General features: G+C 68.2%; 29 protein-coding genes and 4 tRNA genes. 13 read left to right on the top strand and 20 right to left on the bottom strand.

Annotation, left to right across the window (positions count from 1 at the left end; all coding sequences use genetic code 11):
• Positions 1–108 precede the first annotated feature (108 nt).
• A complete protein-coding gene (locus ncot_RS05100; RefSeq protein WP_168616634.1) occupies positions 109–627 on the top strand; it encodes a MarR family transcriptional regulator in 519 nt (172 codons plus the stop codon).
• 86 nt (positions 628–713) lie between these two features.
• On the opposite strand, the gene ettA is transcribed toward ncot_RS05100, so the two are convergent.
• The 5 genes from ettA to ncot_RS05075 form a co-directional block, all read right to left on the bottom strand.
• Complete coding sequence (ettA, locus tag ncot_RS05095) at positions 714–2396, bottom strand: energy-dependent translational throttle protein EttA (RefSeq protein ID WP_168616633.1); 1683 nt, start codon at positions 2394–2396, stop codon at positions 714–716.
• A gap of 189 nt (positions 2397–2585) precedes the next feature.
• Entirely contained in the window at positions 2586–3089 is a 504-nt protein-coding gene (ssb, locus tag ncot_RS05090; RefSeq protein WP_168616632.1) for a single-stranded DNA-binding protein, read from the bottom strand.
• Between the two features lie 160 nt (positions 3090–3249).
• On the bottom strand, positions 3250–4905 hold the full coding sequence (locus ncot_RS05085) for a GTPase (RefSeq protein ID WP_168616631.1): 1656 nt from the start codon (positions 4903–4905) through the stop codon (positions 3250–3252).
• Positions 4906–4990: 85 nt separating this feature from the next.
• Positions 4991–6721, bottom strand: a complete 1731-nt coding sequence (locus ncot_RS05080) for a dynamin family protein (RefSeq protein ID WP_240938076.1) — start codon at positions 6719–6721, stop codon at positions 4991–4993.
• Positions 6718–7851 (bottom strand): PrsW family intramembrane metalloprotease, encoded by a 1134-nt coding sequence (locus ncot_RS05075; protein WP_168616630.1) that lies wholly within the window; start codon positions 7849–7851, stop codon positions 6718–6720. The genes ncot_RS05080 and ncot_RS05075 overlap by 4 nt, the downstream gene beginning before the upstream one ends.
• Before the next feature lie 49 nt (positions 7852–7900).
• Between ncot_RS05075 and ncot_RS05070 the strand changes: the two genes are divergently transcribed.
• The 6 genes from ncot_RS05070 (at position 7901) to ncot_RS05045 (ending at position 12683) form a co-directional block, all read left to right on the top strand.
• A complete protein-coding gene (locus ncot_RS05070) occupies positions 7901–9346 on the top strand; it encodes an aminopeptidase P family protein (RefSeq protein WP_346766632.1) in 1446 nt (481 codons plus the stop codon).
• 147 nt (positions 9347–9493) lie between these two features.
• Positions 9494–9781 (top strand): CD225/dispanin family protein, encoded by a 288-nt coding sequence (locus ncot_RS05065; protein ID WP_168616628.1) that lies wholly within the window; start codon positions 9494–9496, stop codon positions 9779–9781.
• Between the two features lie 20 nt (positions 9782–9801).
• Positions 9802–10200 carry a DUF2752 domain-containing protein gene (locus ncot_RS05060; RefSeq protein ID WP_168616627.1) on the top strand — a complete coding sequence of 133 codons (399 nt, stop codon included), beginning with the start codon at positions 9802–9804 and terminating at the stop codon, positions 10198–10200.
• 1292 nt (positions 10201–11492) lie between these two features.
• A complete protein-coding gene (locus ncot_RS05055) occupies positions 11493–11639 on the top strand; it encodes a hypothetical protein (protein ID WP_168616626.1) in 147 nt (48 codons plus the stop codon).
• 338 nt (positions 11640–11977) lie between these two features.
• A complete protein-coding gene (locus tag ncot_RS05050; protein WP_168616625.1) occupies positions 11978–12304 on the top strand; it encodes a hypothetical protein in 327 nt (108 codons plus the stop codon).
• Between the two features lie 305 nt (positions 12305–12609).
• A tRNA-Arg gene (locus ncot_RS05045) sits at positions 12610–12683 on the top strand.
• A 231-nt stretch (positions 12684–12914) separates the two neighbouring features.
• Here the strand turns inward: ncot_RS05045 and ncot_RS05040 are convergent.
• The 4 genes from ncot_RS05040 to ncot_RS05025 form a co-directional block, all read right to left on the bottom strand.
• Positions 12915–13952 (bottom strand): adenosine deaminase, encoded by a 1038-nt coding sequence (locus ncot_RS05040; RefSeq protein WP_240938075.1) that lies wholly within the window; start codon positions 13950–13952, stop codon positions 12915–12917.
• A gap of 166 nt (positions 13953–14118) precedes the next feature.
• The gene (locus ncot_RS05035) at positions 14119–14382 is read right to left on the bottom strand and encodes a transcriptional regulator (protein ID WP_168616624.1); all 264 of its coding nucleotides are present in this window, start codon (positions 14380–14382) and stop codon (positions 14119–14121) included.
• Positions 14382–15122, bottom strand: coding sequence for a thioredoxin domain-containing protein (locus tag ncot_RS05030; RefSeq protein ID WP_168616623.1), 741 nt, complete (start codon positions 15120–15122; stop codon positions 14382–14384). The genes ncot_RS05035 and ncot_RS05030 overlap by 1 nt, the downstream gene beginning before the upstream one ends.
• A gap of 6 nt (positions 15123–15128) precedes the next feature.
• The gene (locus tag ncot_RS05025) at positions 15129–15587 is read right to left on the bottom strand and encodes a MauE/DoxX family redox-associated membrane protein (protein ID WP_240938074.1); all 459 of its coding nucleotides are present in this window, start codon (positions 15585–15587) and stop codon (positions 15129–15131) included.
• A gap of 75 nt (positions 15588–15662) precedes the next feature.
• On the opposite strand from ncot_RS05025, the gene orn reads away from it, so the two are divergent.
• The 3 genes from orn (at position 15663) to ncot_RS05010 (ending at position 18134) form a co-directional block, all read left to right on the top strand.
• Complete coding sequence (gene orn / locus ncot_RS05020; RefSeq protein WP_168616621.1) at positions 15663–16298, top strand: oligoribonuclease; 636 nt, start codon at positions 15663–15665, stop codon at positions 16296–16298.
• Positions 16299–16347: 49 nt separating this feature from the next.
• Positions 16348–16423 (top strand) — tRNA-His (locus tag ncot_RS05015).
• Positions 16424–16559: 136 nt separating this feature from the next.
• Positions 16560–18134: an NAD(P)/FAD-dependent oxidoreductase gene (locus tag ncot_RS05010; RefSeq protein ID WP_168616620.1), complete on the top strand. Its 1575-nt coding sequence runs from the start codon at positions 16560–16562 to the stop codon at positions 18132–18134.
• A 66-nt stretch (positions 18135–18200) separates the two neighbouring features.
• Here the strand turns inward: ncot_RS05010 and ncot_RS05005 are convergent.
• The 7 genes from ncot_RS05005 to ncot_RS04975 form a co-directional block, all read right to left on the bottom strand.
• Positions 18201–18276: transfer RNA gene (locus tag ncot_RS05005), tRNA-Lys, on the bottom strand.
• Between the two features lie 136 nt (positions 18277–18412).
• Positions 18413–18712 (bottom strand): co-chaperone GroES, encoded by a 300-nt coding sequence (locus tag ncot_RS05000; RefSeq protein ID WP_168619172.1) that lies wholly within the window; start codon positions 18710–18712, stop codon positions 18413–18415.
• A 27-nt stretch (positions 18713–18739) separates the two neighbouring features.
• A complete protein-coding gene (locus tag ncot_RS04995; RefSeq protein ID WP_240938073.1) occupies positions 18740–18988 on the bottom strand; it encodes a DUF3618 domain-containing protein in 249 nt (82 codons plus the stop codon).
• 47 nt (positions 18989–19035) lie between these two features.
• Positions 19036–19791, bottom strand: coding sequence for an ABC transporter ATP-binding protein (locus ncot_RS04990; protein WP_168616618.1), 756 nt, complete (start codon positions 19789–19791; stop codon positions 19036–19038).
• Positions 19788–20468 (bottom strand): cobalt ECF transporter T component CbiQ, encoded by a 681-nt coding sequence (cbiQ, locus tag ncot_RS04985; protein WP_168616617.1) that lies wholly within the window; start codon positions 20466–20468, stop codon positions 19788–19790. Before cbiQ ends, ncot_RS04990 begins: the two co-directional genes overlap by 4 nt.
• Position 20469: 1 nt before the next feature.
• Positions 20470–20769 carry a PDGLE domain-containing protein gene (locus ncot_RS04980; RefSeq protein WP_168616616.1) on the bottom strand — a complete coding sequence of 100 codons (300 nt, stop codon included), beginning with the start codon at positions 20767–20769 and terminating at the stop codon, positions 20470–20472.
• Complete coding sequence (locus ncot_RS04975; RefSeq protein ID WP_168616615.1) at positions 20766–21452, bottom strand: energy-coupling factor ABC transporter permease; 687 nt, start codon at positions 21450–21452, stop codon at positions 20766–20768. Before ncot_RS04975 ends, ncot_RS04980 begins: the two co-directional genes overlap by 4 nt.
• Positions 21453–21501: 49 nt before the next feature.
• Between ncot_RS04975 and bcp the strand changes: the two genes are divergently transcribed.
• The 3 genes from bcp (at position 21502) to ncot_RS04960 (ending at position 22830) form a co-directional block, all read left to right on the top strand.
• Positions 21502–21984: a thioredoxin-dependent thiol peroxidase gene (gene bcp / locus ncot_RS04970; protein WP_168616614.1), complete on the top strand. Its 483-nt coding sequence runs from the start codon at positions 21502–21504 to the stop codon at positions 21982–21984.
• A 37-nt stretch (positions 21985–22021) separates the two neighbouring features.
• Positions 22022–22103: transfer RNA gene (locus tag ncot_RS04965), tRNA-Leu, on the top strand.
• 34 nt (positions 22104–22137) lie between these two features.
• Positions 22138–22830, top strand: coding sequence for a hypothetical protein (locus ncot_RS04960; RefSeq protein ID WP_168616613.1), 693 nt, complete (start codon positions 22138–22140; stop codon positions 22828–22830).
• A gap of 3 nt (positions 22831–22833) precedes the next feature.
• On the opposite strand, the gene rdgB is transcribed toward ncot_RS04960, so the two are convergent.
• The 4 genes from rdgB to ncot_RS04940 form a co-directional block, all read right to left on the bottom strand.
• Positions 22834–23469, bottom strand: coding sequence for an RdgB/HAM1 family non-canonical purine NTP pyrophosphatase (gene rdgB, locus ncot_RS04955; protein ID WP_168616612.1), 636 nt, complete (start codon positions 23467–23469; stop codon positions 22834–22836).
• Complete coding sequence (gene rph, locus ncot_RS04950; RefSeq protein WP_168616611.1) at positions 23462–24181, bottom strand: ribonuclease PH; 720 nt, start codon at positions 24179–24181, stop codon at positions 23462–23464. The genes rdgB and rph overlap by 8 nt, the downstream gene beginning before the upstream one ends.
• A gap of 90 nt (positions 24182–24271) precedes the next feature.
• Positions 24272–25078 (bottom strand): ABC transporter permease, encoded by an 807-nt coding sequence (locus ncot_RS04945; protein WP_168616610.1) that lies wholly within the window; start codon positions 25076–25078, stop codon positions 24272–24274.
• Positions 25075–25980 (bottom strand): ATP-binding cassette domain-containing protein, encoded by a 906-nt coding sequence (locus ncot_RS04940; protein ID WP_206065156.1) that lies wholly within the window; start codon positions 25978–25980, stop codon positions 25075–25077. Before ncot_RS04940 ends, ncot_RS04945 begins: the two co-directional genes overlap by 4 nt.
• Positions 25981–26103 lie beyond the last annotated feature (123 nt).

The raw sequence follows: 26103 nt of genomic DNA, 5'->3' as shown, positions 1-26103 counted from the left end.
TCGCGCAGCGGCCCCCGGGTTCCATCCCGGGGGCCGCTGTCGTCCGGCTCCGAGCCAACCTCGGCGTTGACTGAGCACGCACCGCTCGCCAGCACTAGACTGCGCTCCATGACGGACAGCACCTCGGAAGCTGCCGCCGCGAATACTCGTTGGCTGGAGCCGGAACAACAACGCGCTTGGCGCGCCTACATGGTCGCCACGACCCTTCTCACGGATCGGCTCGACGACGAGCTGCGTGACGAGTTCGGGATCGGGCTCAACGAGTACGAAGTGCTGGTGCGGCTCTCCGAGCGCGACGACCACGCGCTGCGCATGTCGGCGCTCGCAGACGCCATGCGCTTCAGTCGCAGCCGGATCACCCACACCATCAAGCGGATGGAGCTGGCCGGATGGGTCAAGCGCAGCGACGCCCACGATGACGGCCGCGGCATCTTCGCGCACCTCACTCCGGCCGGCCACGACCTGCTCGTGCGAGCTGCCCCGACGCACGTCGAGGGCGTGCGAAACCACTTGGTGGACCTCGTCTCCACCGATGACTTCGCCGCCATGGGCCGGGTCTTCGACGCGGTGGTCGACCAGCTGGCCCAGGCCCACCCCGAGGCCGACCTGCGCACCTCCGGTTCCTGAGCCGGAACCGACACGACCCGGATCGCGCACGAGCACGATCCGGGTCGCCTTGGGCCCTGCGCTCGGCGTCGAGCGGTCCCGTCGGGTCAGTCGCGGGTGAGGCGCCGGTGGGTGACCCGGTGCGGCCGGGCCGCCTCGACGCCCAGGCGCTCGACCTTGTTCTCCTCGTAGGCTGCGAAGTTGCCCTCGAACCAGAACCACTTGGCGGGGTTCTCGTCGTCGCCCTCCCAGGCCAGGATGTGGGTGGCCACCCGGTCGAGGAACCACCGGTCGTGGGAGGTGACCACGGCACAGCCCGGGAAGTCGAGGATTGCGTCCTCCAGTGACGACAGGGTCTCGACGTCGAGGTCGTTGGTGGGCTCGTCGAGCAGCAGCACGTTGCCGCCCATCTTCAGGGTCAGCGCCAGGTTGAGCCGGTTGCGCTCACCACCGGAGAGAACCCCGGCCTTCTTCTGCTGGTCCGGTCCCTTGAAGCCGAACGAGGCGACGTAGGCACGAGAGTTCATCTCGAAGTTGGCGACCTTGATGAAGTCGAGTCCGTCGGAGACGACCTCCCAGACGTTCTTCTCGGGGTCGATGCCGCCGCGGCTCTGGTCGACGTACGACAGCTTCACGGTCTGGCCCACCTTGAGCTCGCCGGCATCCGGCTGCTCGGTCCCGGTGATCATCCGGAACAGGGTGGTCTTGCCGACACCGTTCGGACCGATCACACCGACGATGCCGGCGCGTGGCAGGGAGAACGAGATGTCGTCGAAGAGAGTGCGACCCTCGAAGCCCTTCTCGAGGTTCGTGGCCTCGAGCACGATGTCACCGAGCCGCGGACCCGCGGGAATGTTGATCTCGGAGGTGTCGATCTTGCGCATCCGGTCGGCCTCGGCGGCCATCTCCTCGTAGCGCGCGAGACGGGAGCGGCTCTTGGTCTGCCGAGCCTTCGCGTTGGAGCGGACCCACTCGAGCTCCTTCTCCAGCATCTTGGCGCGCTTGGCGTCCTTCTGGCCCTCGATCTTGAGACGGTCCTTCTTGGTCTCGAGGTACGTCGTGTAGTTGCCCTCGTAGGGGTGCGCCTGGCCACGGTCGAGCTCGAGGATCCAGGTGGCGACGTTGTCGAGGAAGTAGCGGTCGTGGGTGACGGCCAGGACTGCGCCCGGGTAGTCCTTGAGGTGACCCTCGAGCCACTGCACCGACTCTGCGTCGAGGTGGTTGGTGGGCTCGTCGAGGAGGAGCAGGTTGGGCTGCTGCAGCAGGAGCTTGCACAGCGCGACCCGCCGACGCTCGCCACCCGACAGATTGTCGACGATCGCGTCCGGCGGGGGGCAGCGCAGTGCGTCCATGGCCTGCTCGAGACGGCTGTCGAGGTCCCACACGTTGGCGGCGTCGAGCTCGCTCTGGAGGTTGCCGGCCTCCTCGTTGACCTTGTCGAGATCGGCATCGGGGTTGCCCATCTCCATGTAGAGCGCGTCGAGGCGCGCCATCTTGGCCTTCGTCTCGGCCACTGCCTCCTCGACGTTCTCGAGGACGGTCTTGCCCTCGGACAGCGGCGGCTCCTGCTGCAGCATGCCGACGGTCATGCCGGGGGTCAGGATCGCGTCACCGTTGTTGGCCTTGTCGAGCCCGGCCATGATCTTGAGCAGCGAGGACTTGCCGGTGCCGTTGGGGCCGACGACGCCGATCTTGGCGTCGGGCAAGAACGAGAGGGTGACGTTCTCGAGGACGACCTTGTCGCCGTGCGCCTTGCGGACGTTACGCAGTGTGAAGACATACTCAGCCATGGGCGCGAGCCTACGGGGCTGGTCCCTCCTCCCACCAACCGGATCTCACGGACGTGACGGGCGGAGACCATTCCGGTGGCTGCCGGTTGGACCCACTTGACCCGTCGTCAGGTGGCTGGGTGCGCAAGAAGGGCCCTGAACCCGAGAGGGACGGGGCCCTTCTGCAGCGTGCACGCCACGTCGGCTGCCTCAGGCGGCCGGTTCCTTGCTCGGCTCGTCGGTGACGAAGTCCCCCAACGCCTGGCCGTCACTGCTGATCTGTGGGCCACCGATGCCGAGCTCGGCGTTGAACTCACGCAGGGCCCCGTCGTCGGCCTCACCACCGGCACCGACGGTGGTCTTGGTGAAGAAGCTGGTGCCCTTGTTGAGGTCGTGGCCGACGGAGGTCGCCTCCACGACCATCGTCTGGAAGCGACGCTTCTCCTCGTCCTCGTAGACCTGGGTGCTCAACCTGCCGTGGACGACCACCGCATCACCCTTCTTCAACGCCTCCATGCAGTTGCGGCCCAGGGACCGCCAGGCGTTGACCGTGTACCAGTTGGTCTCGCCGTCGACCCAGCCGTTCGCCAGCTTGTTGTACTTCCGCGGCGTGGACGCCACGCGGAAGCTGGCGACGACCGCCTCGCCCACGTAGCGATCGGTCACGTCCGTGCCGATCCAGCCCTGGAAGGTCACCATCGTCTCGTTCACCATTGCCTTGTCCCTTGTCTCTCGTTCGGTTGTCGATGGGACAAGACTGGAGAAGAACACCACCACGCACGGGTGACCTCCCGCAGACCTGTGGACAAGCTCACCAGGACCGAGGACGGTGCGCGGAAACCGGCTCGTGGGACGCCCCCCGTGCCGATGTGGCTCACTTCAGGGCAGTGGCGAGACCTTCGCGCACGCGCTCGTAGGAGTCCAGCTCGGCCTCGATCGGCTGGATCACCAGGTTCTGGCTGATCCCCCGGATCTCCGAGCGCAGCTGCCGGTCAGCAGCACGGGCCCGGGACCTGGCCGTGAGACGGACCAGCACCTTGCAGACCAGGGCCAGCAGGACGCCGAGGAGCACTCCCCCGGCCAGCAGCAGCGTGGGCAGCGGGAACCCTTCGACGTCCGGCGTGGTCGGCTCGGGAAGGCGCAGGTAGGAGCCTCCGGCGAGCAGTGCCAGCCAGAGTCCTCCGACGAGTGCGGTGATGATCAGCAACCACTGCAGGACGCGCACCAGGCTGGCCCACCACGGCAGCTTCGCCACGCCGAGATCGGTGCCGGCCAGGGCGACGTCGAGCTGGTCGCCGATCTGGGTGCTGCGCGAGAGCGACGCGCGCCGGATCGCCTCCTGCCACGGAGGCGTGAGCCCCTCGCCGACGTCGTCGGCGACCCCACGCACGGCGGCGTCCACGCGGGCACGTTGCACCTTGGTGGCCTGCGGGATCGAGGTGCGTGCCGCCTTGTTCAGCGCACGACCCTCCTTCCCGAGGTCGAGGTGGAGTCTCTTCAACGGGTCGGGCTTCAGCTTCGAGAGCCACGACGTGACCGGCCATCCCGTCGCCCGACCGGCACGCATGCGGGTCGATGCCTCGACCGCGTCGACCACGACGGGAACGCCGGCGGCGTCGGCGAAGGCGTCCTCGAGCTCGCGGACGCGTTCCTTGCTCGGCGACGAGGACTTCGTCGAGCCCGATGCGTCGGCCATCTCGCCGGCAACAGCCTTCACGTCGGCCTCGAGCCGGGTCTTGGTTGCCTTCTTGGTGGCCACCCGCCGGGCGAGCTCGTCCTTGAGGGCATCCAGGCCGATGCCCTGGCGGGCACTGACCGCGAAGACCGGCACCTCACCGAGTCCGTCCTCGGCGAGCAGCCGGCGTACGTCGGAGAGCATCGCCTCACGTCGATCGGGAGCGACCGTGTCGATGTGGTTGAGCACCACCATCATCACGCCCTCGTGGCCGACCAGCGGCTTGAGGTAGCGGTCGTGGATCGCTGCGTCGGCGTACTTCTGGGGGTCGAGCACCCAGACGAGCACGTCGGCCAGCTTGACCAGCCGATCGACCTCGAGGTGATGGGAGACCTCGGTCGAGTCGTGGTCGGGCAGGTCGAGCAGGACCGTGCCGTTGAGCCTCCTGTCCTCGCGTCCGGTGTCGAGCATCGAGTCGCGGGTGACTTGGTGGCGAGCCGGGATCCCGAGCCACTCGAGCAGCTCCTGGGCACCCTCGTGGCCCCAGACGCACGCGGTGGCCCAGGACGTCGTGGGACGGCGCACGCCGACGGCGGAGAGCTCCAGGCCGGTCAGCGCGTTGAACGTGGACGACTTGCCGGACCCGGTGGCACCGGCGATCGCGATCACGGTGTGCTCTGCGGAGAGTCGCAAGCGGCTGGACGCGCGGTCCACCATGTCCTGCCCGCGATCGACCAGCTCGTCGTCGAGACGGCCCTGGGCATGCGAGACAGCTGCCTCGAGCCCACTGACACGGGCTCCCAGGTCGGATCCTCGGGAGACCAGTTTCTTGGCTCCGTCCAGCAGGGACGTCATCTTCTCCCTCGGAGTCGTGTCAGGCGTGCGGATGGTGTGGTGCAACTCTATGCAACGGAGTCTGACGGGATGGAATCAGGCGCGCTCACGCCGAGTGGTCGCCTCCGTGACGCTCACGCGTGGCGAATCGTTCGTCCGTGACACGACGCGCCGCCTGACGGATCTTCTCCGGCGCGGCAAGGTCGACACCGAGACCGTCGACCAGCTGGGTGAAGCGAGCCTGCTCGGTTGCCAGCAGGCCCTCGACGCGACGGTTGAGGTCGCGGCGCGCACGCTCGGCCAGGGAGCGGACTGCCTGGTCCCCGAAGACCGCCTCGAGCAGCTTCTGGCCGATCACCGCGCTCCCGCCGGCGATGCCGGCCTCCGCACCCGTCACGCCGGCCGTGTGGGCGAAGACGATCACCATCAGGGCGACGGACAACCCGTTCACACCGAAGGCGAGGAACCTGGCCGTGCCGCGCTTGTCGGCGCCCTCGGTGCGGACCATGTCGAGCACGCCCTGCTGCCACTCGCGGACCGCACGCTCGGCCTCGCGGCGGAACTCACGCGAGGCGCGCCCCAGGTCCGTGTGGCCGGCGGTGGCCAGCGACTTGCCCTGGGCGGTGGAACGCCACGACGCGACCGCCTTCTCAGCAGCCGCCTCCGCGTGCTCGAGCAGGAGCGTCTCGAGTCCGGACTCGACGGCCACGGTGACGCGTTCGGCCTGCTGCGGCTTGCCCTTGATCGCGGCGACGAGCCGGTCGCGCACCCGCCCGACCTTGGACTCGAGGGAGCGGAGCAGCTCGCCGGTCCCGACGAACTCCTGCCAGCGCGCCAGCACCTCGCCGCGCAACAGCGTGCCGTCGGCGGTCGCCGTGTTGATCGCCTCGAGCGCCTGTGCGTAGGCCTGTTCGACGTCCTCCCGAAGGGCGGTCGTCGCCGCGACCTGCTCCTCGCTGGCGTCCGCGACGGCGTACGCACGGGAGGACACGGAGCGGATCGCGCCTTCCAGGGTCTGCTTGACCACGGCAGCCCGGGCGTCGGCGTCAGCGGCCAAGGACTCGAGCCAACCGCGGATGTCCTTGACCGCGGCTGCGGGAAGCAGTCCGTCGTCGTCGACGGTGCCCTCGGTGACCACGAACAGCGGCGAGTCCTTGAGGCCGCGGCTCGCCAGCATCCGGGCGAGGTGGGCCGACACGGTGTCGACGGCCTCGGGGGCGGTGCGGTCGAGCACGATGGCGACCGCCGTGCTGCGCTCGGCCGCCTGCTTGAGGAACTCCCACGGGACCTGGTCTGCGTAACGTGCTGCCGAGGTGACGAACAACCAGAGGTCTGCCGCGGCGAGCAGCTGCGCGGCCAGCGTGCGATTGCGCTCCTCGACCGAGTCGATGTCAGGTGCGTCGAGAACGGCCAGTCCTGCCGGGATCGTCTCGGACGCGACCAGTTGCAGCGCGCTGGGATCACCGGTCGCGCGCTGGGTGCGTTCGAGGTCGGGCAGGATGCGGTCCTGGCCGAACCAGTGTGCGTCCTCCGGGTTGTGCACCAGGACGGGCGACCGCGTCGTGGGCCGGAGCACTCCGGGTTCGGTGACCCGCCTGCCCACCACGGAGTTGACCAACGTGGACTTGCCGGCACCGGTCGATCCTCCGACGACGGTGAGCAAGGGTGCATCGATCGTCATCAGCCGAGGGATCATGTAGTCCTCGAGCTGGTCGACCATCTCGGAGCGCGCTGCGCGTTGCTCGTCGACACCCGGGACGTCGAGCGGGAGTGTCGTCTCCTGCAGGGCACCCCGCAGGCGCACCAGCGCTGTGAGCATCTTCGTGGAGTCACTCATCGGTGACGACCTCCTGCGGGGAACGGGGGCGGAAAGGAAATCCACGGCCGGACCGCGTGCATCCGCTCGACGAAGTCCTGGCCACGGCGAACGGAGTTGCGCGGCGCGGTGCCCTGGAGGACCCGGTGGTGAAGGTACCCCAGCTCGATCGCGGCCTGCTGATAGTCACGCATGGCGTCGAGACCACGCTTGCCGCCGTTGGTCCTGGCGAACGCGCGGGCGCGGCGCCGCGCGCCGAGGTCGACGACGTGGGGGATGTCCTGGTCGGGGATCAGGCCCCAAACCGATGCGTCGCGCAGGGCCGCGGCCAGCACACCACGCTCCCGGCCACGGATCCAGACCGCCAGACCGACCACCAGCAGGAACATCGGGATCATCACGACCACGTAGACGCCGATGAAACCGGCTCCGTCGGCGAGCAGGGTGGAACCGTTCCAGGCGGCGTGCATGCCCACGGCCAACGCGTAGCCGAGCACCGGGCCGAGGATGCGTACGACGGTCGAACGGCTCGAGACGGCCAGGCCGAGGCCGATGCCGATGAAGGCGGTGAACAACGGGTGCGCGAACGGGCTCGCGATGCACCGGATCAGGAACAGGACGCCCAGGCCCGGGAGCCCGCCGGGGGCGCCACCCTCGGTGCCGTTGTAGGCGGCGCTGAGATAGAGGATGTTCTCGGTGAAGGCGAACCCGATCCCGACGACGCCGGCGTAGACGATCCCGTCGAGCACCCCGTCGAACTCCTGACGGCGCCAGATCAGGAGGAGCAGGAGGAACAGGCCCTTGGTGCCCTCTTCGGTGACCGGGGCGACGACGGTTATCGAGGCCTCGTCGGACCAGCCGGCCACGAAGCCACCGATGCCCTGCACCAGCAGGGCCAGCAGCGTCGACACGAAGGCGCCCCAGGCGAGGCCGAGCGCCAGCAACGTCTTCGGCTCGGGCTCGTAGCGATCCAGCCACAGGTAGCAGGCCAGCAACGGACCCACCGGGACCAGCGCGAAGATGGCCGCCAGGACCAGTGACGGTCCTTCCCCCGAGACCGCCAGCACGACGGCCATCGGCACGGCGGCGAGCCCGGCAACGACGGACACCACGATCGTGAAGATGAGGTTCTCGTGGCGGCGGGCAGGCATGGGGGGAAGCGTATCGGCTCCCTTGGTCCAGCCCACGTATGGTGGAGGGGTGAGTGAGATCGAGAACACACCCCCCGAGCCCTCTGACGAATCAGCGACATCCCAGCTGAAGACCGAGTCACACGACCCGAAGGTCCCCGAAGCCTGGTCCGCGTTCATGCGCCAGGGTTGGGGTGAACGCGAGCTGGAGCTGCCGCCGCATCCGGTCAGCACTCCGGCGGCCGCGCGACGGCGTCGACTGGCCGATGCCTTCCCCGGTGAGCGACTCGTGCTCCCGGCCGGCAACTACAAGGTGCGCTCCTACGACACGGACTACCGCTTCCGTCCGGACACCGCGCACACCTACTTCTCCGGCAACCAGACCTCCGACGCCGTCCTGGTCATCGACGACGGCGAGTCCGTGCTCTACGCCCGGCCGCGCTCCAGCCGCGAGACCGACGAGTTCTTCCGGGACCGCCAGTACGGCGAGCTGTGGGCCGGCCGCCGGCCGTCCCTCGGTGAGATCTCCGACTCCCTCGGCATCGAGTGCCGTCACATCGACGAGCTGGCCGGCGTGCTGTCCACCACCGGCAAGACCCGCGTGCTGCGTGGCATCGACCGCTCGGTCGACGGCCTGGCCCCGGCCGACGAGGAGCGCGACCGCGAGTTCTCGCGGGTGGCCTCCGAGATGCGCCTGGTCAAGGACGCGTGGGAGATCGGCGAGCTCGCCGAGGCCTGCGACATCACCGCCCTCGGCTTCGAGGACTCGGTGCGCGACTGGAGCAACGTGCTCAAGTACGGCGAACGGTGGATCGAGGGCACCTTCTTCCGTCGGGCACGGGCCATGGGCAACGACATCGGCTACGACTCGATCGTCGGTGGCGGCAAGCACGCCACGACGCTGCACTGGATCGAGAACTCCGGGCCCGTCACCCAGGGCGAGCTGCTCCTGCTCGACATGGGCGTGGAGGGGCACAACCTCTACACAGCCGACGTCACTCGCACCCTTCCCGTCAACGGCACCTTCACGACGCTGCAGCGCGACCTCTACGACCTTGTCCACAACGCCCAGGAAGCCGGCATCGCTGCGATCCGTCCGGCCACCCCCTTCCTCGGGGCGCACGAGGCAGCCATGAAGGTCCTGGCCCATGGCCTGGGCGACATGGGACTGCTGCCGGTCTCGGTGGAGGAGGCGCTCGACCCGGAGTCGAAGGTCTACTCCCGGTGGACCCTCCACGGGACCAGCCACATGCTCGGCCTCGACGTGCACGACTGTGGCCAGGCCGCCCAGGAGGTCTACCCGAAGGGTGACCTCGAGGAGGGCATGGTGCTCACCGTCGAGCCCGGGCTCTACTTCCAGGAGGACGACCTGCTGGTGCCCGAGGAGCTGCGCGGCATCGGCATCCGGATCGAGGACGACATCGTGGTCACCCGCGACGGCCACCACAACCTGTCTGCTTCACTCCCCCGCACGTCCTCGGCGGTGGAGGAGTGGATGGGCGGCCTCACCAGCTGACGCGTCGCGGCGACCCGTCGACGGTGGCCACGGTGCACCGGGAAACTTCTTCGCGGATCGAGGTTTGAGGTGCCCGGTGGCAGCGCATGGTGTCTTTCGGCATGACAGTATCCGTGCCGATAGTTCACCGACACAACGGGAGACACCATGTCCTACGAGAACCCCGCCCCGGCCTACGGCCAGCCGAGCCAGCCCAAGCCTGACTCCAACCTGGTCTGGGGCATCCTCACCACGATCCTGTGCTGCCTGCCGCTGGGCATCGTCTCCATCGTCAAGGCTTCCAAGGTCGACAGCCTGTGGGCCCAGGGCGACTTCGCCGGCGCCCAGGCTGCCTCCGAGGATGCCAAGAAGTGGGCGATCTACTCGGCCGTTGCCGGCATCGTGGTCAGCGTTCTCTACGCCATCTTGATGTTCACGGTGCTCGGCACCAGCTGAACTTGAGCCAGTCCTTCTCCATGACGCGCACCCGGTCTCTCGACCGGGTGCGCGTCGTCTCCCTGGGCGCAGCGACCGCAGCCTTCGGCGCCGCGCTGGTGCTTCGCGACCCGCACGGGGACGGGTCGTGGGCGAAGTGCCCCTCTCTTCTCCTCGGCTTCTACTGTCCGGGATGTGGCAGCCTGCGAGGCATCCACGACTTGCTGACCGGTCACCTCGTCGAGTCGGTCGGTCACAACCTCCTGCTGCTTCCCGCGCTCGTCTGGCTCGGCTGGTGGTGGGTGGCGAGGGTCGGTGCGGCCTGGAGTCGTCCGCTGACCGGTCCACCGGACAACTCGCGCTTCGCGATCGGGCTGCTCGTGGTCCTGCCGATCTTCATGATCTTGCGCAACCTTCCCGGCTCACCGCTCGCACCCTGACCGGCGTGGGGCATAATCTCCGCCTGTGGCCGACTGGTTCGGTCCCGACCTGCAAGGATTTCGCAACCCTGCCCGGGTGGCAAGCTGGATACAGAACGTGGAGCCCCCCCCACGACGAGAACGTAGACTCTCCGATTCACGGACGACGTCGGGACGCTCATCGAGAGCGCGCGGCTGGCTGGCTCGAACACTCATGCTTCACCTGTGCACGAGAACGACGCCGAGGCACTCGAAAACTGGACCCGGCCTCGACGAGAGCTGATCAGGTAGCCCAGTCGTTGCAGAAGCACTGTTGCCTCAACACTGATCACCGCCCTGGCCTTCGAACCCGAAACCTCCTTCGCAACTCCGTGCCCATCAACGACGCAACTGTGCGACTATTTCCCCTCACCATCCGTGCGAAAGTTCCGTTACGGGTATCGCAGAGAGGCATCCGTGCATATGACTCGCACTAGACGATGGCGACCCATGTTCGTGGTCATGGCAGCGCTGACCGGGACGATGATGGTGACCGCGGGCGTCTTCCTGACCACTGTGAGCGTTCGGGACCAAGGTCCTGCGCCAGTCGACGGATTGTCGTGCCAGCTCACCGAGCCTGACGGTGCCGCGGTCAAGCTGCAGGGTGAAGACTGTGAGGATCTATTCCTCAAGCACGGACAAACACGAGACGGCGGACCTCAAGCAAGGTGAGGCGTTGAATGTGTGATCGGCTCGTAGGATCGAAGCGCTTCGGTGCTGGCTGAGGCGCTCGAAGATCACAGAGGGCGCCGAATGGCTCAGGTGTCAACCAAACTATGGGCAGACCCGTTGCCCATCTACGCGCCGAGCGCGGGGCGCCTGAGCAACCCACTGAGGTATCGAACCAGCGGCAGACCCGCCAAGGCCACCCCGACGAAAATGAGTCGCACCGGCGAGGGGCTCGTGACGTAGTGTCCGTAGCCGCGCAGCTCCCAGGTGCACGTGGTGCCGGGAGGGAACCAGCTACGCGAGGCCTCCCCGTAGACCGAACCCCCTGGCGTCAGTTCGCAGCCAGACTCGCCGACCATCGATGGTGCGGCCAGGCAGGCGACGACATAGACGACGCTCGCGACCCAGAGCACGTAGCCCAAGATGATGAGCCAGCGGCCAGGGTAATGAGGCATGCGCACATCATGCCCGGCACTCCCTGCCGTGCAGTCGGAATTGCAGAATTCTGGGCTGTGGCCTCACCCAACTCACGCGAGCCGCTCCAATCCTGGGCGAAGTGCGACATAACGAGTGCGCGGGGCCACCCACCAGACACAGTGGTAGGTATGAGCCGCACCGATACGAGCACGACCCAGCAGACACCGAGCACCCTCGATCGTCCGATCCTCGTCAGCAACCTCGTTGCCGCAGCCGTCTTCCTCGCTGTCCTCGCCCTCCTGTCCGGGTCTGCTGCACGGATAGGTGACATCTGATCTGCGTCGATGTGTGTCGACGCTGGAAGGATGTGCACCATGCCGAAGGCGTTTCCCAAGGAGTTCCGCGAACGACCTCTACGCACGCTGTGCCAGAGGGCAACACGCACTCGTTGTTGCCACTGTTCGTCGTTCTGTCTGCGCTCGCAGCGGTTGTCTATCTCGTTCGCACCGGGCGCAGTTCCTGATCGAGATCAAGGGCTGCTCTCACGGCCCAACGCGAACCATGGACGTGCGTGAGTTCCGGTCACAGTTTTGAAAACGCTGATCCGAAGCGGCGTCCAAGATTCTCGCCTATACCTACAGTCACGGCAATCGGCTCGCAGACAGGAAAGCCTATGACCACCATCAGCCCGACAACCACCAGCAGGCTGGAACGCGTCATGAGTCTTCTCCTCGGACTCATCACCGGCACCGCACTGGTAGCACTGGTGTTCTTCGGCCCCAGCCTGCTCGGGATCCCGGAGTCCGGCAACTGGGACTTCTTCTACTCCTGGATCTTCATGTTCCTCGAAGTCGCAGCCATCGCGGGCATCGGCGTCGCCATCCACAAGAAGGCACGCCAGCGAACCCTCTTCGGGCTGGGTCTGGCACTCGGCTCCGTAGTCCCATTCCTTGCGTTCTTCGCATTCCTCGCCGCATTGGGGATGGCGATTGGCTCATGAGTACCCACACCGGAGTTCAGCGCCAACGCCCAACTCTGAGCACCGGATTGCACGCAAACATCGCGCTTAGGTCATCGAGTAGCTCATGAACCGTCCACGGGAATGACAGCGATTTCGCCCCACGTCACATGAACACAGGCGAAGGATGCATCTCGCCGACCCTCGCTCCGAGAACACCGTCAGACGACCGGAGTCCGGCGTAGTCCCCGGTTGGTGCATAATCGCCCCGGGAGTTGGACGAACGGCTGGGTGTAACGACACGGGTGCTTTCCCGATGTTTATCCCGACTGTAACCCCGACCCCCGGCCTCCGTAGCTCAGCTGGATAGAGCATCGGCCTTCTAATCCGACGGTCGCAGGTTCGAATCCTGCCGGGGGCGCCCACTTCTTCCGTGGAACGCGGTGTCCAGGTCACTCAGCACGCAACCGGTCACCCGCACAGTGACCACACCACCGCGACAGTGCACGGGGTCGAGGACCGAAACGTCAGCGACCAACGGCCGCGTACGCGGCTCGGGTGCGCTCGAGCGCGTGCGACGCTCCCGCTTCGGCGACGTCGCTTCGGCAGCCGACGAGGTGGATCTCTCGCGCGCGGACCCCAGGTGGCCGCATCATGGCGTGGCGCTGGCTCCCACCCTGGCGATCTCGTCGCGCACCTCGGACTTGACGAGCTCCGGCGCGAAGGACGCATCCACCGCGGCCCGGGCCAGGTCGGCGACACCTCGTGCGTCGAGCCCGAGCAGGTCCGCGGCGATCTCGTACTCACGATTGAGCGAGGTGCCGAACATCGGCGGGTCGTCGGAGTTGATCGTGACGGTGACTCCGGCGTCGCGGAAGAGCCCGATCGGGTGCTGGTCGAGCGACTCGACCGCGCGGGTGGCGATGTTGGAGGACGGGCACACCTCCAGGGCGATCCCGGTCTCGGCCAGGTGGGCCAACAGCTCCGGGTCCTGCGCAGCCGTCGTACCGTGGCCGATGCGTTCGGCACCGAGCAGTCGCACGGCGTCCCACACCGTCTCGGGGCCGGTGGTCTCCCCCGCGTGCGGAACGCTGTGCAGGCCCGCGGCGCGTGCGGCGTCGAAGTGGGGCTGGAACTGCGGGCGGGGTACGCCGATCTCGGGGCCGCCGAGACCGAAGCCGACCAGTGCGTCGGTGCGGTGGTTGAGCACGTAGTCGAGAGTCGCGTCGGCGGCGGGAATGCCGCTCTCCCCCGGGATGTCATAGATCCAGCGCAGCACGAGGCCGAAGTCGCGCTCCGCCTTGCGCCGCGCCTCCTCGATGGCCTCGGTGTAGGCCTCGATCGGGATGCCGCGGATCACGGAGGTGTACGGCGTGCAGGTCAGCTCGGCGTACTTCACGTTCTGACCGTTCGACATCTCTCGGGCGACCTCATAGGTCAGCAGCTCGACGTCCTCCGGGGTCCGGATCAGGTCGACGACGGCGAGGTAGACCTCGATGAAGTGCGCGAAGTCGCGGAACGCGAAGAACGACGTCAGCTCGTCGGGGTCGCTGGGCACGACACCGGGGTGGCGCTGGGCCAGCTCACTGACGATCCGTGGCGAGGCGGAGCCCACGTGGTGCACGTGCAGCTCCGCCTTGGGCAGGCGCGCGATGAAGGCAGACAGGGCGAGCTCGGACGAATCAGTCACCCCGGCAGTCTGCCAGCGGAGGGCACGCGGGCCAAAGAACGGGCCCGACGATCAGCGTTGCGCCGTGGCCAGCCGGTCGTCCGCGACCACACAGCTTGACGACCTCCTCGAGGAGCTTCGGGCCTTCGGCCGCGTCGAGCAGGTCGACGCCGCACCACCGGAGTGATCAGCTCAGCAGCAGGAACCATGCCCCGATGGCCGCCGGCAGGAGCCCGACCACCAACCACGGCGAGAGAATGCTGCGTTGGTTGATCGTGCGCACCCCTGCGACGGTCACGACGCCGACGGCAGCAGCCACGGCCAGCAGCCCCGGGCGGCCACCCGGGCGGTCCGCGATCGAGGCGAGCAGGCAGAGTCCGCCGGCGAAGACGAAGCCGACGGTTCCCAGCAGCGCGGACATCACCAGGCGCTGGACCTGCTCGATCTGCATCAGCCTGCGTCGATCGCCGAGATGGTGTTGTCGACCAGCTCCTGGATCGAGTTGCCCGTGACGGGCTCCCCGTCGACGACGATGGTCGGTGTCTGGTGGACACCACGCTTGGACGTGTCCTCGTTGCCGTTGACCACCCACTGGGCGAAGTCGTGGTTCTCGATCCCGTCCCGCACGTCGTCCTCGTCCGCTCCGGCCTCTACGGCCAGGTCGACCAGCTCGTCGTCGCTCGGCCACGGCCCGGACTCGGAGGGCTGTCGGTCGAAGAGCAGGTCGTGGAACGCCAGGGCGACCTCGCCGCCGGAGGCGTCGAGGACGACTCCGAAGGCGTTCAGTGCTCTCTCGGAGTAGTCGTTGAGGAAGGCGAAGGGCCGGTAGACGACGTAGGCGTCCCCATTGGCGGCAGCCTCGTGCAGCTGGTCGCGCGAGGCGACCTCGAACTGCATGCAGAACGGACACTGGAAGTCCTCGAACACCTCGACCTTGACCGGCGCCTCGGGGTCGCCGACCCCGAGGCCGTAGGTGTCGGCCACCCCGGCCGAGGCCGCGTCGGACGATGCTCCGGTCGCGTTCGTGGTTGCTGACTCCCCCGGGTTCCGGGCGTCCTCACCCGTGGTGTCCCGCTGCGACTGGACGGCCCAGCCGATCACGACGATCGCCACGAGGAGCAGGACGATCCCTCCGCCCACCAGGAGGTTGCGCTTGCCGGGAGTCGCTCGTCGATCGTTGGCATGGGGCATGTCTTGTCACCTTTCGTGGACGAAGATCACATTGTCGAGTGCGAGTCGGGTGCGGGGGCGCCGGACGAGGAACGCGGAGACGAGGAGCAGGCCGACGTCGCGGGCGATCTCCCACGGATAGTCGTCGGTGGCACTCGACGAGAAGCCGCCACCGCCGAAGCAGCCACACTCGATCTGGAGGCCACGGGCCCACGCGGAAGCGATGCCGACGATGAAGGCGAGGAAGAGCAGCCCGGAGACGACCGCCATCGACCTCGTCATCAACCCGAGCACCAGGGCAACCCCGACGACGACCTCCACGATGGGCAGGACGTGCCCGGTGACGGTGACCACGGACTCCGGGAGAAGCTCATAGGCACGCACCGCCCGCACGCTCGCCGCGGGGTCGGGCAGCTTCAGCGCTCCCGCGACGATCCAGACGACACCGACCAGCAACCGTGCCACCAGCCCGAACCAAGCACCCATGCCAGCGAGCATATGGTTGTTGCCTGAGCCGAGACTGAATCTGCTCCCGCACCATGACGCGTTAGTGTCGTGCGAGTGAATGAACGACTTGTGTGGATCGACTGCGAAATGACCGGACTCGACCTGGTCAACGACGCGCTGATCGAGGTGGCCGCCCTGGTGACCGACTTCGACCTCAACGTGCTCGGTGACGGCATCGACCTGATCATCAAGCCACCGGCCGCGGCCCTGGACCAGATGAACGAGTTCGTGCGTGACATGCACACGAAGTCGGGCCTGCTCGAGGAGCTCAACCACGGCATCACGATGGCCGAGGCGGAGCAACAGGTGCTCGACTACGTCAAGTCGCACTGCCCCGACGGGTCAAGGCCTCCGCTGGCCGGCAACACGGTCGCCACCGACCGTGCCTTCCTGGCCCGTGACATGACCGAGCTCGAGTCGTTCCTGCACTACCGGATCGTCGACGTCTCCTCCATCAAGGAGCTGTCGCGGCGTTGGTTCCCCAAGGCCTACTTCGCCTCGCCGCCCAAGCGTGGCAACCACCGTGCCCTGGCCGACATCCAGGAGAGCATCGAGGAGCTGCGCTACTACCGCGAAGCTGTCTTCGTGCCCGCGCCCGGCCCCGCCAGCGACGCGGCCCGCGAGATCGCGAGTCGCCACGGTGGTTCACTGACCGGGTTGACCGACCCCGATTCGCCGAACACCCCCTGACTATGGCTACAATTCTCACCGGTCACGCCGCAACGGCTGCGTGCCCATGGTGGGTATAGCTCAGCTGGTAGAGCGCCGCCTTGTGGTGGCGGATGTCGCGGGTTCAAGTCCCGTTACTCACCCCAGCCGGAGGCCCTGTCCGAACGGACAGGGCCTCCGCCCATTTCGGCGGCCACGAGCCGTCACCGTGGACGGTTGGTCCCGTTCGCCCGTGCGCAACGCCGGCCCTGCTCCCTCGTCGATCGCCGCTAGGCTCGGCCCATGACTCCCGCGACCAGCCCCAGCCGTTCGTCGTACGACGTGGTCATCGTCGGTGGCGGCCACAACGGACTCACCGCAGCGGCCTATCTGGCCCGGGCCGGGCTCTCCACCCTCCTGCTCGAGCGACTGCCGGCAACCGGCGGTGCCGCGGTGTCGAAGGTGGCCTTCACGGGCCACGACGCGCGCCTGTCCCGCTACTCCTACCTGGTGTCGCTGATGCCGAAGGAGCTGGTCACCGACCTCGACCTCTCCCTCGACCTCGCCTCGCGCACCACCGCGTCGTACACCCCGTGGCTGCGCGACGGCGTCGCCGGCGGACTGCTCGCCGAGCGCCCCGAGGGTTCGCGGACCCGCGAGTCCTTCGAGAAGCTCACCGGCTCCAACGACGAGTACGCCGCGTGGCAGCAGTTCTACGGCGACGTGGCGAAGCTGGCGGCCGTGGTCTCGCCCACCTTGTTGCAGCCCCTGGAGAAGGAGTCGGACATCGCCTCCCGGGTCGACCCCGACCTGTGGCGGGAGTTCGTCCGCGAACCCCTCGGTGCCTCGGTGGAACGGCGTTTCCGCGACGACACCGTCCGCGGCATCGTCGCCACCGACGGACTGATCGGCACCTTCGCCGACCTCAACGATCCGTCCCTGGTCCAGAACCGGTGCTTCCTCTACCACCTGATCGGCAACGGCGACGGCGAGTGGCGCGTGCCGATCGGTGGCATGGGAGCGGTCACCGACGCCCTGCTCAAGGCCGCTGTCGAGGCAGGCGCCGAGGTGATCACCGGCGCCGGGGTCAGCCGGATCGAGGCCGACGGCGTCGACGGCGAGGTCACCTGGCACGACGGCACGGCCTACCGCTCGGTCCGGACCCGCCACGTGCTCTCCAACGTCGCCCCCTGGGTGCTGCGCATCCTGCTCGGCCAGGAACCCGACGAGGAGTCCAAGCCCGTCGGCGCCCAGCTCAAGATCAACTTCCTCCTCGACCGGCTGCCGGCGCTCAGGTCAGGCGCCGACCCCGAGGTCGCCTTCGCCGGCACCCTGCACCTCTCCGAGGACTACTCCCAGCTCCAGAGGTCGTACGCCGAGGCGGCCGCCGGCCGGGTGCCGACCGAGATGCCGGGGGAGGTCTACTGCCACTCCCTCAGCGACCGCTCGATCATGGGGTCGTTCCCGGGGCACACCTTGACCTACTTCGGCCTGCACACCCCGGCCACCCTCTTCGAGGACCCGGCCAACAAGGACGTGGCCGTCTCCCGGGCGCTGGCGTCGCTCAACCAGCACCTGGCCGAGCCGATCGAGGACTGCCTGGCCAAGGACGCCGACGGCAGGCCGTGCATCGAGGCGAAGGTGCCGCAGGACATCGAGGCCGACCTCGCCATGCCCGGTGGCCACATCTTCCACGGCGACCTGGCCTGGCCGTGGGCAGCCAACCGGTCGATGCTCGAGACCCCGGCCCAGCAGTGGGGCGTGGCCACCGACATCGACAACCTCTACCTCTGCGGCTCCGGCGCTCGACGCGGCGGAGCGGTCTCCGGGCTCGGCGGCCACAACGCCGCCCAGGCCGTGCTCGCGGCGGTGCGCTAGGCCTGCCTCTCACGCGGTCCACGAACAGCAGAAGGCCGGACCCTCGGGAGGATCCGGCCTTCTGGTTGGTACGGCATCAGGGACTCGAACCCCGAACCCGCTGATTAAGAGTCAGCTGCTCTGCCAATTGAGCTAATGCCGCGCAATGCGTTTGAAGCGAGATGAACTTTAGCAGTCAGCGGCGCGGGAGAAAAATCGGGGCGCACACCGACGATGAGCACCGGATCAGTGGAGGATTTCACGCACCAGGTGCGTGAGATCCTCCACCGTAGGCGGCGTCAGAGATAGAGGCCGGTCGACTCGTCGGAGAGACGGTCGGCGGCCACGGCGTGGACGTCGCGCTCGCGCACCACGACGTACACCTCACCGTTGACCTCGACCTCCGCCTTCTCGTCGGGATCGAACAGCACGCGGTCGCCGATCTCCACGGCACGGGCGTGCGGGCCGACGCCGACGACCTTCGACCACGCCAGGCGTCGACCGCCCATGGCGGCGGTCGCGGGGATCACGATCCCGCCCGAGGAGCGCCGCTCCCCCGCATCCTTGTCGAGCTCGACCAGGATGCGGTCGTGCAGCATCTTGATCGGTGTCTTCTCACCCACGGTTCAGTTGACGACCTTGCGAATCACGCCGAGGAGGACGACCACGCCGACCACGCCACCGACGACCTTGAGGATGTTGTCGGTGCGCGGGGCACCGGTGTTCACGTCGACGAAGTGTGCCTTCACCGAGGCGATCTCACGGCTCACGATCGTCTTCGGGTGTGCCCGGTGGGCGAGCTGGTCGATGGTCTGGGCAAGACGCTCGCGCGTCTGCTCGATCTCGCTCTCGATCGAGCTGATCTCGTTGGCCACGATCAATCTCCTGGTTCCTCGCCGGACGGGGTGCGCCACGTGGTGCGTCAGTTGGGAAGGCTATCAATGGTGCGCGGATCGAAGCCGAACGGCAGTTCCAGACGGTTCTCGGCCATCAGCTCGTCGTTGGTCAGGATGTCGTACGTCGCCCCGTCGGCGGCCACCACGCCGCCCTGGAGCACGACGGCGCGCGAGCAGAGCTCCAGCGCGTAGGGAAGATCGTGGGTGACCATCAGCACGGTCACGTCGAGGGAGCGCAGGATGTCGGCCAGTTCCCGACGCGAGGCGGGGTCGAGGTTCGAGGACGGCTCGTCGAGCACCAGGATCTCGGGCTCCATCGCCAGCACGGTTGCCACCGCCACCCGGCGGCGCTGGCCGAAGGACAGGTGGTGCGGTGGGCGATCCACGAAGTCGGCCATGCCGACCCGGTCCAGGGCGTCGAGCACGACCTTGTCGAGCGCGGCTCCCCTGACGCCGAGGTTGGCCGGCCCGAAGCCGACGTCCTGGCGCACGGTGGGCATGAACAGCTGGTCGTCCGGGTCCTGGAAGACGATGCCGACCCGGCGACGGATCTCCTGCAGGTTCTTCTTCTCCACCGGCAGCCCGCTGACGGTCACCGAGCCGGCACCGGCGCTGAGGATCCCGTTGAGGTGCAGCACCAGCGTGGTCTTGCCGGCACCGTTGGGGCCGAGCAGGGCGACGCGTTCCCCGCGGTGCACGTGCAGGTCGACGCCGAACAACGCCTGGTGTCCGTCGGGGTAGGCGAAGGCCAGGCCACGGACGTCGAGGATCGGGGTGCTCACCGGGGGCTCGTCTCGGGCATCGTGCCGTCGTACCCTCGGGAAAGCATCGCCAGGTGGACGCGTTCGCCGCGCTCGTAGGAGCGGATGAACAGGGCACCGAGGGTGCGGGCCAGGGCCGGCCAGTGCCGCGGGGAACGCGGGTCACAGCCACGGGATCGCATGCCGACGACCATACGGCGCAGCTCGTCGGTGACCACGTCGAGGTAGCGGATCATGAAGCTCATGATCTGCACGATCTGGTCGGGCATGCGCAGCGTGCGCAGGCCGCGCAGCAGGTCGACCGGCTCGGTGGTCGAGGCCAGGGTGAGCGAGGCCATCACACCCAGGGTGGCCTTGGCCAGGAAGACGCCGGCGGCGACCAGTCCGGGCTCGGACACGCTCACGCCGAGCACCTCGACGCGCGGTCCGGTCGAGATGAACGGCATCAGCACCGCGAAGAGCACGAACGGCACCTCGACCACCATGCGGCGCACGATGTGGAGCGGGGGCACCCGGGACACCGCGATCACCGTGAGGAGCACGAGGAGGAACCCGCCGAAGGCCATCCACCAGCGGTGCGGCGTGGCCACCACGAGCAACATGAAGACGACCAGGGCGACCAGCTTCAGGTGGGCCGGCGCCCCGTGGATCGGGCTGTGGCCGTGGAAGAACAGCCGGTGACCGTGACCGGCGCCCACCTCAGGCCTCGTCGCTGCGTCGTCGTACGACGAGGAACAAGCCACCGGCCAGCACGAGGACGACCACGGATCCGACCACCCCGGCCAGTCCGGCACTGAGCCGGTCGTTGTCGACACCCTTCACGCCGTAGTCGGCGAACGGACTGTCCGCCGTCGCAGAGTCCTTCGCGGAGTCGCCGAAGCCGGTCTTGCTGGCGACGTACTCCAGGCCGTCGGGGTGAGAGCTGGCATAGAAGCTGCCCACGCCCGCGACCAGCAGCGACACGAGCAGGAAGATGGCGAAGAACCTGCGCGACTTCATGCCACGGCCTTCCGGATCTCGAGGTGCTCTGCGGAGGACAGGTGTCGCGCGCCGTGCACCAGGTCAGGGCGCGAGGCGACGACGGCTCCGACGACCAGGGCCGTGATCACTGCCTCGCCGATGCCGATCACGACGTGCCAGGCGACCATCGCGGTGAGCACCGTGCCGGTCTCGACCGGAGCCGTGCCACCGATCGCGAAGAGCACGGTGAATGCCAGCGCTGCGGCGGGCACACTGACCAGGGCCGCCAGCGCGGCAGCCGGAGGCACCGAGGCCCGGGTGCGCGGCAGCACGGCGACCAGGCCCTTGAAGACCAGCCAGCCCGCGGCGACACCGACCAACCCCATCAGGGTGATGTTGGTGCCGAGGGCCGTCACACCGCCGTCGGCCATCAGCAACGACTGCACCAGCAGGACGACGCTGATGCAGAGCACTGCGGTCCACGGACCGGCCAGGACTGCGGCCAGCACACCTCCGAGGAGGTGGCCACTCGTCCCACCGGCGACGGGGAAGTTGATCATCTGCGCCGCGAAGACGAAGGTGGCGACCAGCCCCGCCAACGGGGCGGTACGGTCATCGAGTTCCTTGCGCGCTCCGCGCAGTGCGACGGCGACGCCGGCGACGGCGACCACCCCTGTCGCGATCGACGTCGGAGCGTCGAGGAATCCATCAGGTACGTGCATGACGCTGACACTACGCCATTGCGAACTCTTCGCAACAAGGAGGCAATCCATGACCACCGCCACTCCCGACCGTCTCTCCGTCGGTGACCCGGCCCCCGACTTCACGCTGTCCTCGGACACCGGCGAGGAGGTCTCCCTGTCCGACCTGCGTGGTCGCAAGGTGATCGTCTACTTCTACCCGGCGGCGATGACCCCCGGCTGCACGAAGCAGGCCTGCGACTTCACCGAGTCACTCGACTCGCTCGAGGCGGCCGGCTTCGAGGTGCTCGGCATCTCCCCCGACAAGCCGGAGAAGCTGGCGAAGTTCCGCGAGCGCGACCACCTCACCATCACCCTGCTCTCGGACCCCGACAAGGCCGTGATGGCGTCGTACGCCGCCTTCGGTGAGAAGAAGCTCTACGGCAAGATCGTGCAGGGCGTGATCCGCTCGACGTTCGTCGTCGACGAGGAGGGCCGCATCGAGCTCGCCCAGTACAACGTCAAGGCCACCGGGCACGTCGCCAAGCTCCGGCGCGACCTCGCCCTCGACTGACGTCGAGGCGATCACGGCACCTACACTTCGGGGTGCAGCCGGAGTGGTGGAATTGGCAGACACGCAGGTTTTAGGTACCTGTGCTCCAGGGCGTGGGGGTTCGAGTCCCCCCTCCGGCACCCGGGGCCGATGGGCCGGATACCAGGAGAACGAATGAGCAGGCGGTTGTCGCGGGGGCGGACGGACCTGCGTGGCGCGCCCGGCCGGCCGAGCAGGACGCCCCTCGTGGCCCTGGTCGCAGCCGTCGTGGCGGTGGCCCTGGTCTGCGTCGCCGTGGTCGTGGCCCTGGTGCTCACCCTCGGTGGCGACGACAGCAGCCCGGTCGCAGATGACCCGAGCTCGTCCGTCGAGCCGTCGGACGGGCCGAGCAGCCCCAGGACACCTGATGCCAGCACCGTCGCCGGCGTCGGCTACTCCTACCTGCTCCCGGGGGGATGGTCCGACGTCTCGGACGACGTCGAAGGGGTGGGCTCCGGCGACGCCATCGACTCCGTGTCCGCGTGGGGCTCGCAGTTCCAGGGCGCCCGGGCGAACTTCATCGTCAACGTCACCCCGGCAGGGCCGTCGGAGACGCCTGAGGACCTGGCGGACGGGTGGAAGGAGGCGATGCGCAAGGAGCTCGACGCCCAGCCGCACGACATCGCCGGTCTGGTCATCGATGGTCAGGAGTCCGTCGGGGTGCGCTTCGCCCGCACGAACGAGCACGGAGTCGAGATCGTCCAGGTCGCCCATCTCGTGGTCAACGACGGCAAGGCCTACACCCTGGGGATGTCCACCACCCCCGAGCGTGAGTCCGACACCGACGAGGCCCTGGCCCAGATCGTCGACTCGTGGGTCTGGAGCTGACCGTCAGGATCCGCAGAGCACGGCCACGACGTGCGGTGCGATCTCGCGCAGTGCCTTTCCGCGGTGGGAGATCGCGTCCTTCTCCTCGCGGGACAGCTCGGCCGTCGTGACGTCGTGGCCGTCCGCCGCGAAGAGCACGTCATAGCCGAAGCCTCCTGTGCCACGCACCTCCCGGAGGATGCGTCCGTCCATGCGCCCGTGCACGACCCGTTCGACCACGCCGTTCGAGCCGCCCGGGTGGCAGAAGGCGACCGCACACGTGAAGTGGGCGCTGCGCCGCTCGTCAGGAACGTCGGACATCTGCGCGAGCAACAGCTCGTTGTTTCGCTGGTCCTGCCCGGAGGCCGCACCCAGCGGCGGTCCCGACCAGCGCGCCGAGAGCACGCCGGGCATGCCGTTGAGCGCGTCCACGCAGATGCCCGAGTCGTCGGCCAGCGACGGAAGGCCGGTGGCCGCGACGCCGGCCCGGGCCTTGAGCAAGGCATTGCCCGCGAAGTCGGGCTGGTCCTCGACGGGTTCGGCGTACGCCGCGACGTCGTCGAGCCCGAGCACCCGGACCCCCGTGACCAGGGGAGCCAGGATCCGCTCCATCTCCTCCAGCTTCTTGGCGTTCCGTGACGCCAGGAAGACGTCAGGCACCGAGTGCCTCGCGCTGCATGCGGGTCAGGTCGGCGCACCCCTTCTCACCGAGGGCCAGCAGCGCATCGAGCTCGGCACGGTCGAACGCCGCACCCTCGGCGGTCCCCTGCACCTCGATGAACTTGCCGTCGCCGGTCATCACGATGTTCATGTCGGTCTCGGCACGCACGTCCTCCTCGTAGGGCAGGTCGAGGCGCGGTGACCCGTCGATGATGCCCACGGAGACCGCGGCCACCGAGCCGGTGAGCGCGCCCCCGACGCCGAGGTGGGCGCACGCGTCGGCGAGGGCGACGTAGGCCCCGGTGATCGCCGCCGTGCGCGTGCCGCCGTCGGCCTGGAGCACGTCACAGTCGAGCTGGATGGTGTTCTCGCCCAGCGCCTTGTAGTCGATGACCGCCCTCAGGGACCGGCCGACCAGCCGGGAGATCTCGTGGGTGCGACCACCGATGCGCCCCTTCACGGACTCCCGGTCCGAGCGGGTGTTCGTGGAGGCGGGCAGCATCGCGTACTCGGCGGTCACCCAACCCAGCCCGGAGCCCTTGCGCCAGCGCGGCACACCCTCCGAGGCGGAGGCCGCACACAGCACCCGGGTCCGGCCGAACTCCACCAGCACGGAACCGGCCGGGTGGTCGAGCCAGTCGCGGGTGATCCTGATCGGGCGGAGTTCGTCGTCGGCGCGGCCGTCAGCACGGCTCTCAGCTGGGTTGCTCATGTGCGCACCCTAACCGGCAGCGCGCCGACGACGAACGGCCCGGACCTCCCCCGATTGGCAGGTCCGGGCCGTTCGACGGCACGAGATGCGTTACTTGATCTCGGTGCGGGTGATGCGCCACACGCCGATCGCGAGCGGCAGCACGATCCAGATCAGGACGCCGGTGCCGACCTGGGCCCACTGCTCACCGCTCATGCCATCGGGGTTGAACAGCTGGCTGGAGGAGCTCTGCAGGTCGAACCACAGGAGCTTGTCCTGCATGGTGGCCCAGATGGAGGTGACGATCGAGATCACGGTGGGCACCGCGAAGTAGGCCACGATCGCGAAGGCGCTGTTGAGCAGGGCGGCACCGAACGCGAAGCCCCAGACGGCGCCGAGCAGGAGCGCCAGGACGACTCGGCTCAGGTAGGCGACCGTGACGTCCTGCCACGGGTCGGTTGCCCCGGCGATCGGCGTCAGCACGAGCGCCACGACGAACGCGACCACGAAGGCGGCCAGCACGAACAACACTGCGGCGGCGAGCTTGGCGACCGTCACTCGGCCGCGGTGCGGCACGAGCGAGAAGGTGACCAGCCCGGTCCGCTGGCCCCACTCCTGCGTGACCAGCAGTATCGCGAGGACGGGCAGCAACATTCCCTGCGGCATCGCCGAGAACTGCAGGAAGGCCAGGAACGTCAGCTCCGAGGAGTCCCCGAAGATCAGGAAGAGTGTGTTCACCAGGACGGTGACCACCCCGATCGTGATCAGCAACCACAACCCGGCCCTGGTGTCGGTCATCTTCCGCATCTCGACGCCCACCAAGCGGGCGAACGAGGGCCGGCGGCTCTGGGAGATGTCGATGTAGCCGGGGTCGCCGGCTGCCACGGGTGCGGCGACGGTGCTCGTGCCAGCACTCATTTCTGGCCTCCTTCGGTGTAGGTCTCACGCTGGGTGTCGGCGGTCAGCTCGAGGAAGAGGTCCTCGAGGCCACCGTCCGCCAGCTTCAGCTCGACGAGGGTGATCTGGTGCTCGGCGGCGACCTTGCCGACCTGCACGGGCTCGGCGTCGGTCCGGAAGCCATCGGCCACCGGGTTCGTCCCGATGCCGGCGTCGGCGAGCGCCTTGACCAGCTGGTCCGACTCGAGAGCGCGGAAGAACGTGCCGCTGTCGCGCAACAGCTCCTCAGGCGTCCCCTCGGCCACGATCTCACCGCGACCGATCATCACCAGGTCGTCGGCGATCTGCTGCACCTCGTGCAGGAGGTGACTGGAGAGCAGCACGGTGCCCCCGCGCTGCGCATAACCCTTCAGCAGTCCGCGCATCCAGCGGATGCCGGCCGGGTCCAGCCCGTTGGCGGGCTCGTCCAGGATCAGCACGGACGGATCTCCCATCAGCGCATTCGCGATGCCGAGCCGCTGGCGCATGCCGAGCGAGTAGTTCTTCACGCGACGCCTGGACTCGCTGCCCGTCAGCGAGACCAGCTCGAGCATCTCGTCGACACGCGACGTGGGGAGCCCCATCGTCGCGGCGCTCAGTGCGAGCACCTCACGGCCGGTCCGGCCGGCGTGCTGGGCGGACGCGTCGAGCAGCACGCCGACGTGCCGGCCCGGGTCGGGGATGTCCAGGTAGTCGTGGCCACCGACGGTGACCGATCCGGCGTCGGCCTTGGTGAGCCCGACCATCATCCGCATGCTGGTGCTCTTGCCTGCGCCGTTCGGGCCCAGGAAGCCGGTGACGCGGCCGGGTTGGGCCACGAAGCTGATGTCCTTGACGGCGGTGAAGCCGCCGTACTTCTTGGTGAGGTTCTCGACCTTGATCATGGGAACCACTCTGGCGCGTCGCGGCCTGCCGGGAATCGGTCCAGGGGATGGTTCTCGAGCGACCAAAGTAGGGGGTGCTCCAGCCCCGGGGAGGGCCCGGGGCGGCCCGGACGGCCCTACGCT

The sequence above is a fragment of the Nocardioides sp. JQ2195 genome, from assembly GCF_012272695.1.
GTDB lineage: Bacteria > Actinomycetota > Actinomycetes > Propionibacteriales > Nocardioidaceae > Nocardioides.
This window is presented reverse-complemented; position numbering and strand designations above follow the sequence as displayed.

Excerpts from the sequence above, each read along its gene's own strand:
- ncot_RS05100 (WP_168616634.1), top strand. The coding sequence starts at position 109 with ATGACGGACAGCACCTCGGAAGCTGCCGCCGCGAATACTCGTTGGCTG.
- ettA (WP_168616633.1), bottom strand. The coding sequence starts at position 2,396 with ATGGCTGAGTATGTCTTCACACTGCGTAACGTCCGCAAGGCGCACGGC.
- ssb (WP_168616632.1), bottom strand. The coding sequence starts at position 3,089 with ATGGTGAACGAGACGATGGTGACCTTCCAGGGCTGGATCGGCACGGAC.
- ncot_RS05085 (WP_168616631.1), bottom strand. The coding sequence starts at position 4,905 with ATGACGTCCCTGCTGGACGGAGCCAAGAAACTGGTCTCCCGAGGATCC.
- ncot_RS05080 (WP_240938076.1), bottom strand. The coding sequence starts at position 6,721 with ATGAGTGACTCCACGAAGATGCTCACAGCGCTGGTGCGCCTGCGGGGT.
- ncot_RS05075 (WP_168616630.1), bottom strand. The coding sequence starts at position 7,851 with ATGCCTGCCCGCCGCCACGAGAACCTCATCTTCACGATCGTGGTGTCC.
- ncot_RS05065 (WP_168616628.1), top strand. The coding sequence starts at position 9,494 with ATGTCCTACGAGAACCCCGCCCCGGCCTACGGCCAGCCGAGCCAGCCC.
- ncot_RS05060 (WP_168616627.1), top strand. The coding sequence starts at position 9,802 with ATGACGCGCACCCGGTCTCTCGACCGGGTGCGCGTCGTCTCCCTGGGC.
- ncot_RS05055 (WP_168616626.1), top strand. The coding sequence starts at position 11,493 with ATGAGCCGCACCGATACGAGCACGACCCAGCAGACACCGAGCACCCTC.
- ncot_RS05050 (WP_168616625.1), top strand. The coding sequence starts at position 11,978 with ATGACCACCATCAGCCCGACAACCACCAGCAGGCTGGAACGCGTCATG.
- ncot_RS05035 (WP_168616624.1), bottom strand. The coding sequence starts at position 14,382 with ATGCAGATCGAGCAGGTCCAGCGCCTGGTGATGTCCGCGCTGCTGGGA.
- ncot_RS05030 (WP_168616623.1), bottom strand. The coding sequence starts at position 15,122 with ATGCCCCATGCCAACGATCGACGAGCGACTCCCGGCAAGCGCAACCTC.
- ncot_RS05025 (WP_240938074.1), bottom strand. The coding sequence starts at position 15,587 with ATGGGTGCTTGGTTCGGGCTGGTGGCACGGTTGCTGGTCGGTGTCGTC.
- ncot_RS05010 (WP_168616620.1), top strand. The coding sequence starts at position 16,560 with ATGACTCCCGCGACCAGCCCCAGCCGTTCGTCGTACGACGTGGTCATC.
- ncot_RS05000 (WP_168619172.1), bottom strand. The coding sequence starts at position 18,712 with ATGCTGCACGACCGCATCCTGGTCGAGCTCGACAAGGATGCGGGGGAG.
- ncot_RS04980 (WP_168616616.1), bottom strand. The coding sequence starts at position 20,769 with ATGAAGTCGCGCAGGTTCTTCGCCATCTTCCTGCTCGTGTCGCTGCTG.
- ncot_RS04975 (WP_168616615.1), bottom strand. The coding sequence starts at position 21,452 with ATGCACGTACCTGATGGATTCCTCGACGCTCCGACGTCGATCGCGACA.
- bcp (WP_168616614.1), top strand. The coding sequence starts at position 21,502 with ATGACCACCGCCACTCCCGACCGTCTCTCCGTCGGTGACCCGGCCCCC.
- ncot_RS04960 (WP_168616613.1), top strand. The coding sequence starts at position 22,138 with ATGAGCAGGCGGTTGTCGCGGGGGCGGACGGACCTGCGTGGCGCGCCC.
- rph (WP_168616611.1), bottom strand. The coding sequence starts at position 24,181 with ATGAGCAACCCAGCTGAGAGCCGTGCTGACGGCCGCGCCGACGACGAA.
- ncot_RS04945 (WP_168616610.1), bottom strand. The coding sequence starts at position 25,078 with ATGAGTGCTGGCACGAGCACCGTCGCCGCACCCGTGGCAGCCGGCGAC.
- ncot_RS04940 (WP_206065156.1), bottom strand. The coding sequence starts at position 25,980 with ATGATCAAGGTCGAGAACCTCACCAAGAAGTACGGCGGCTTCACCGCC.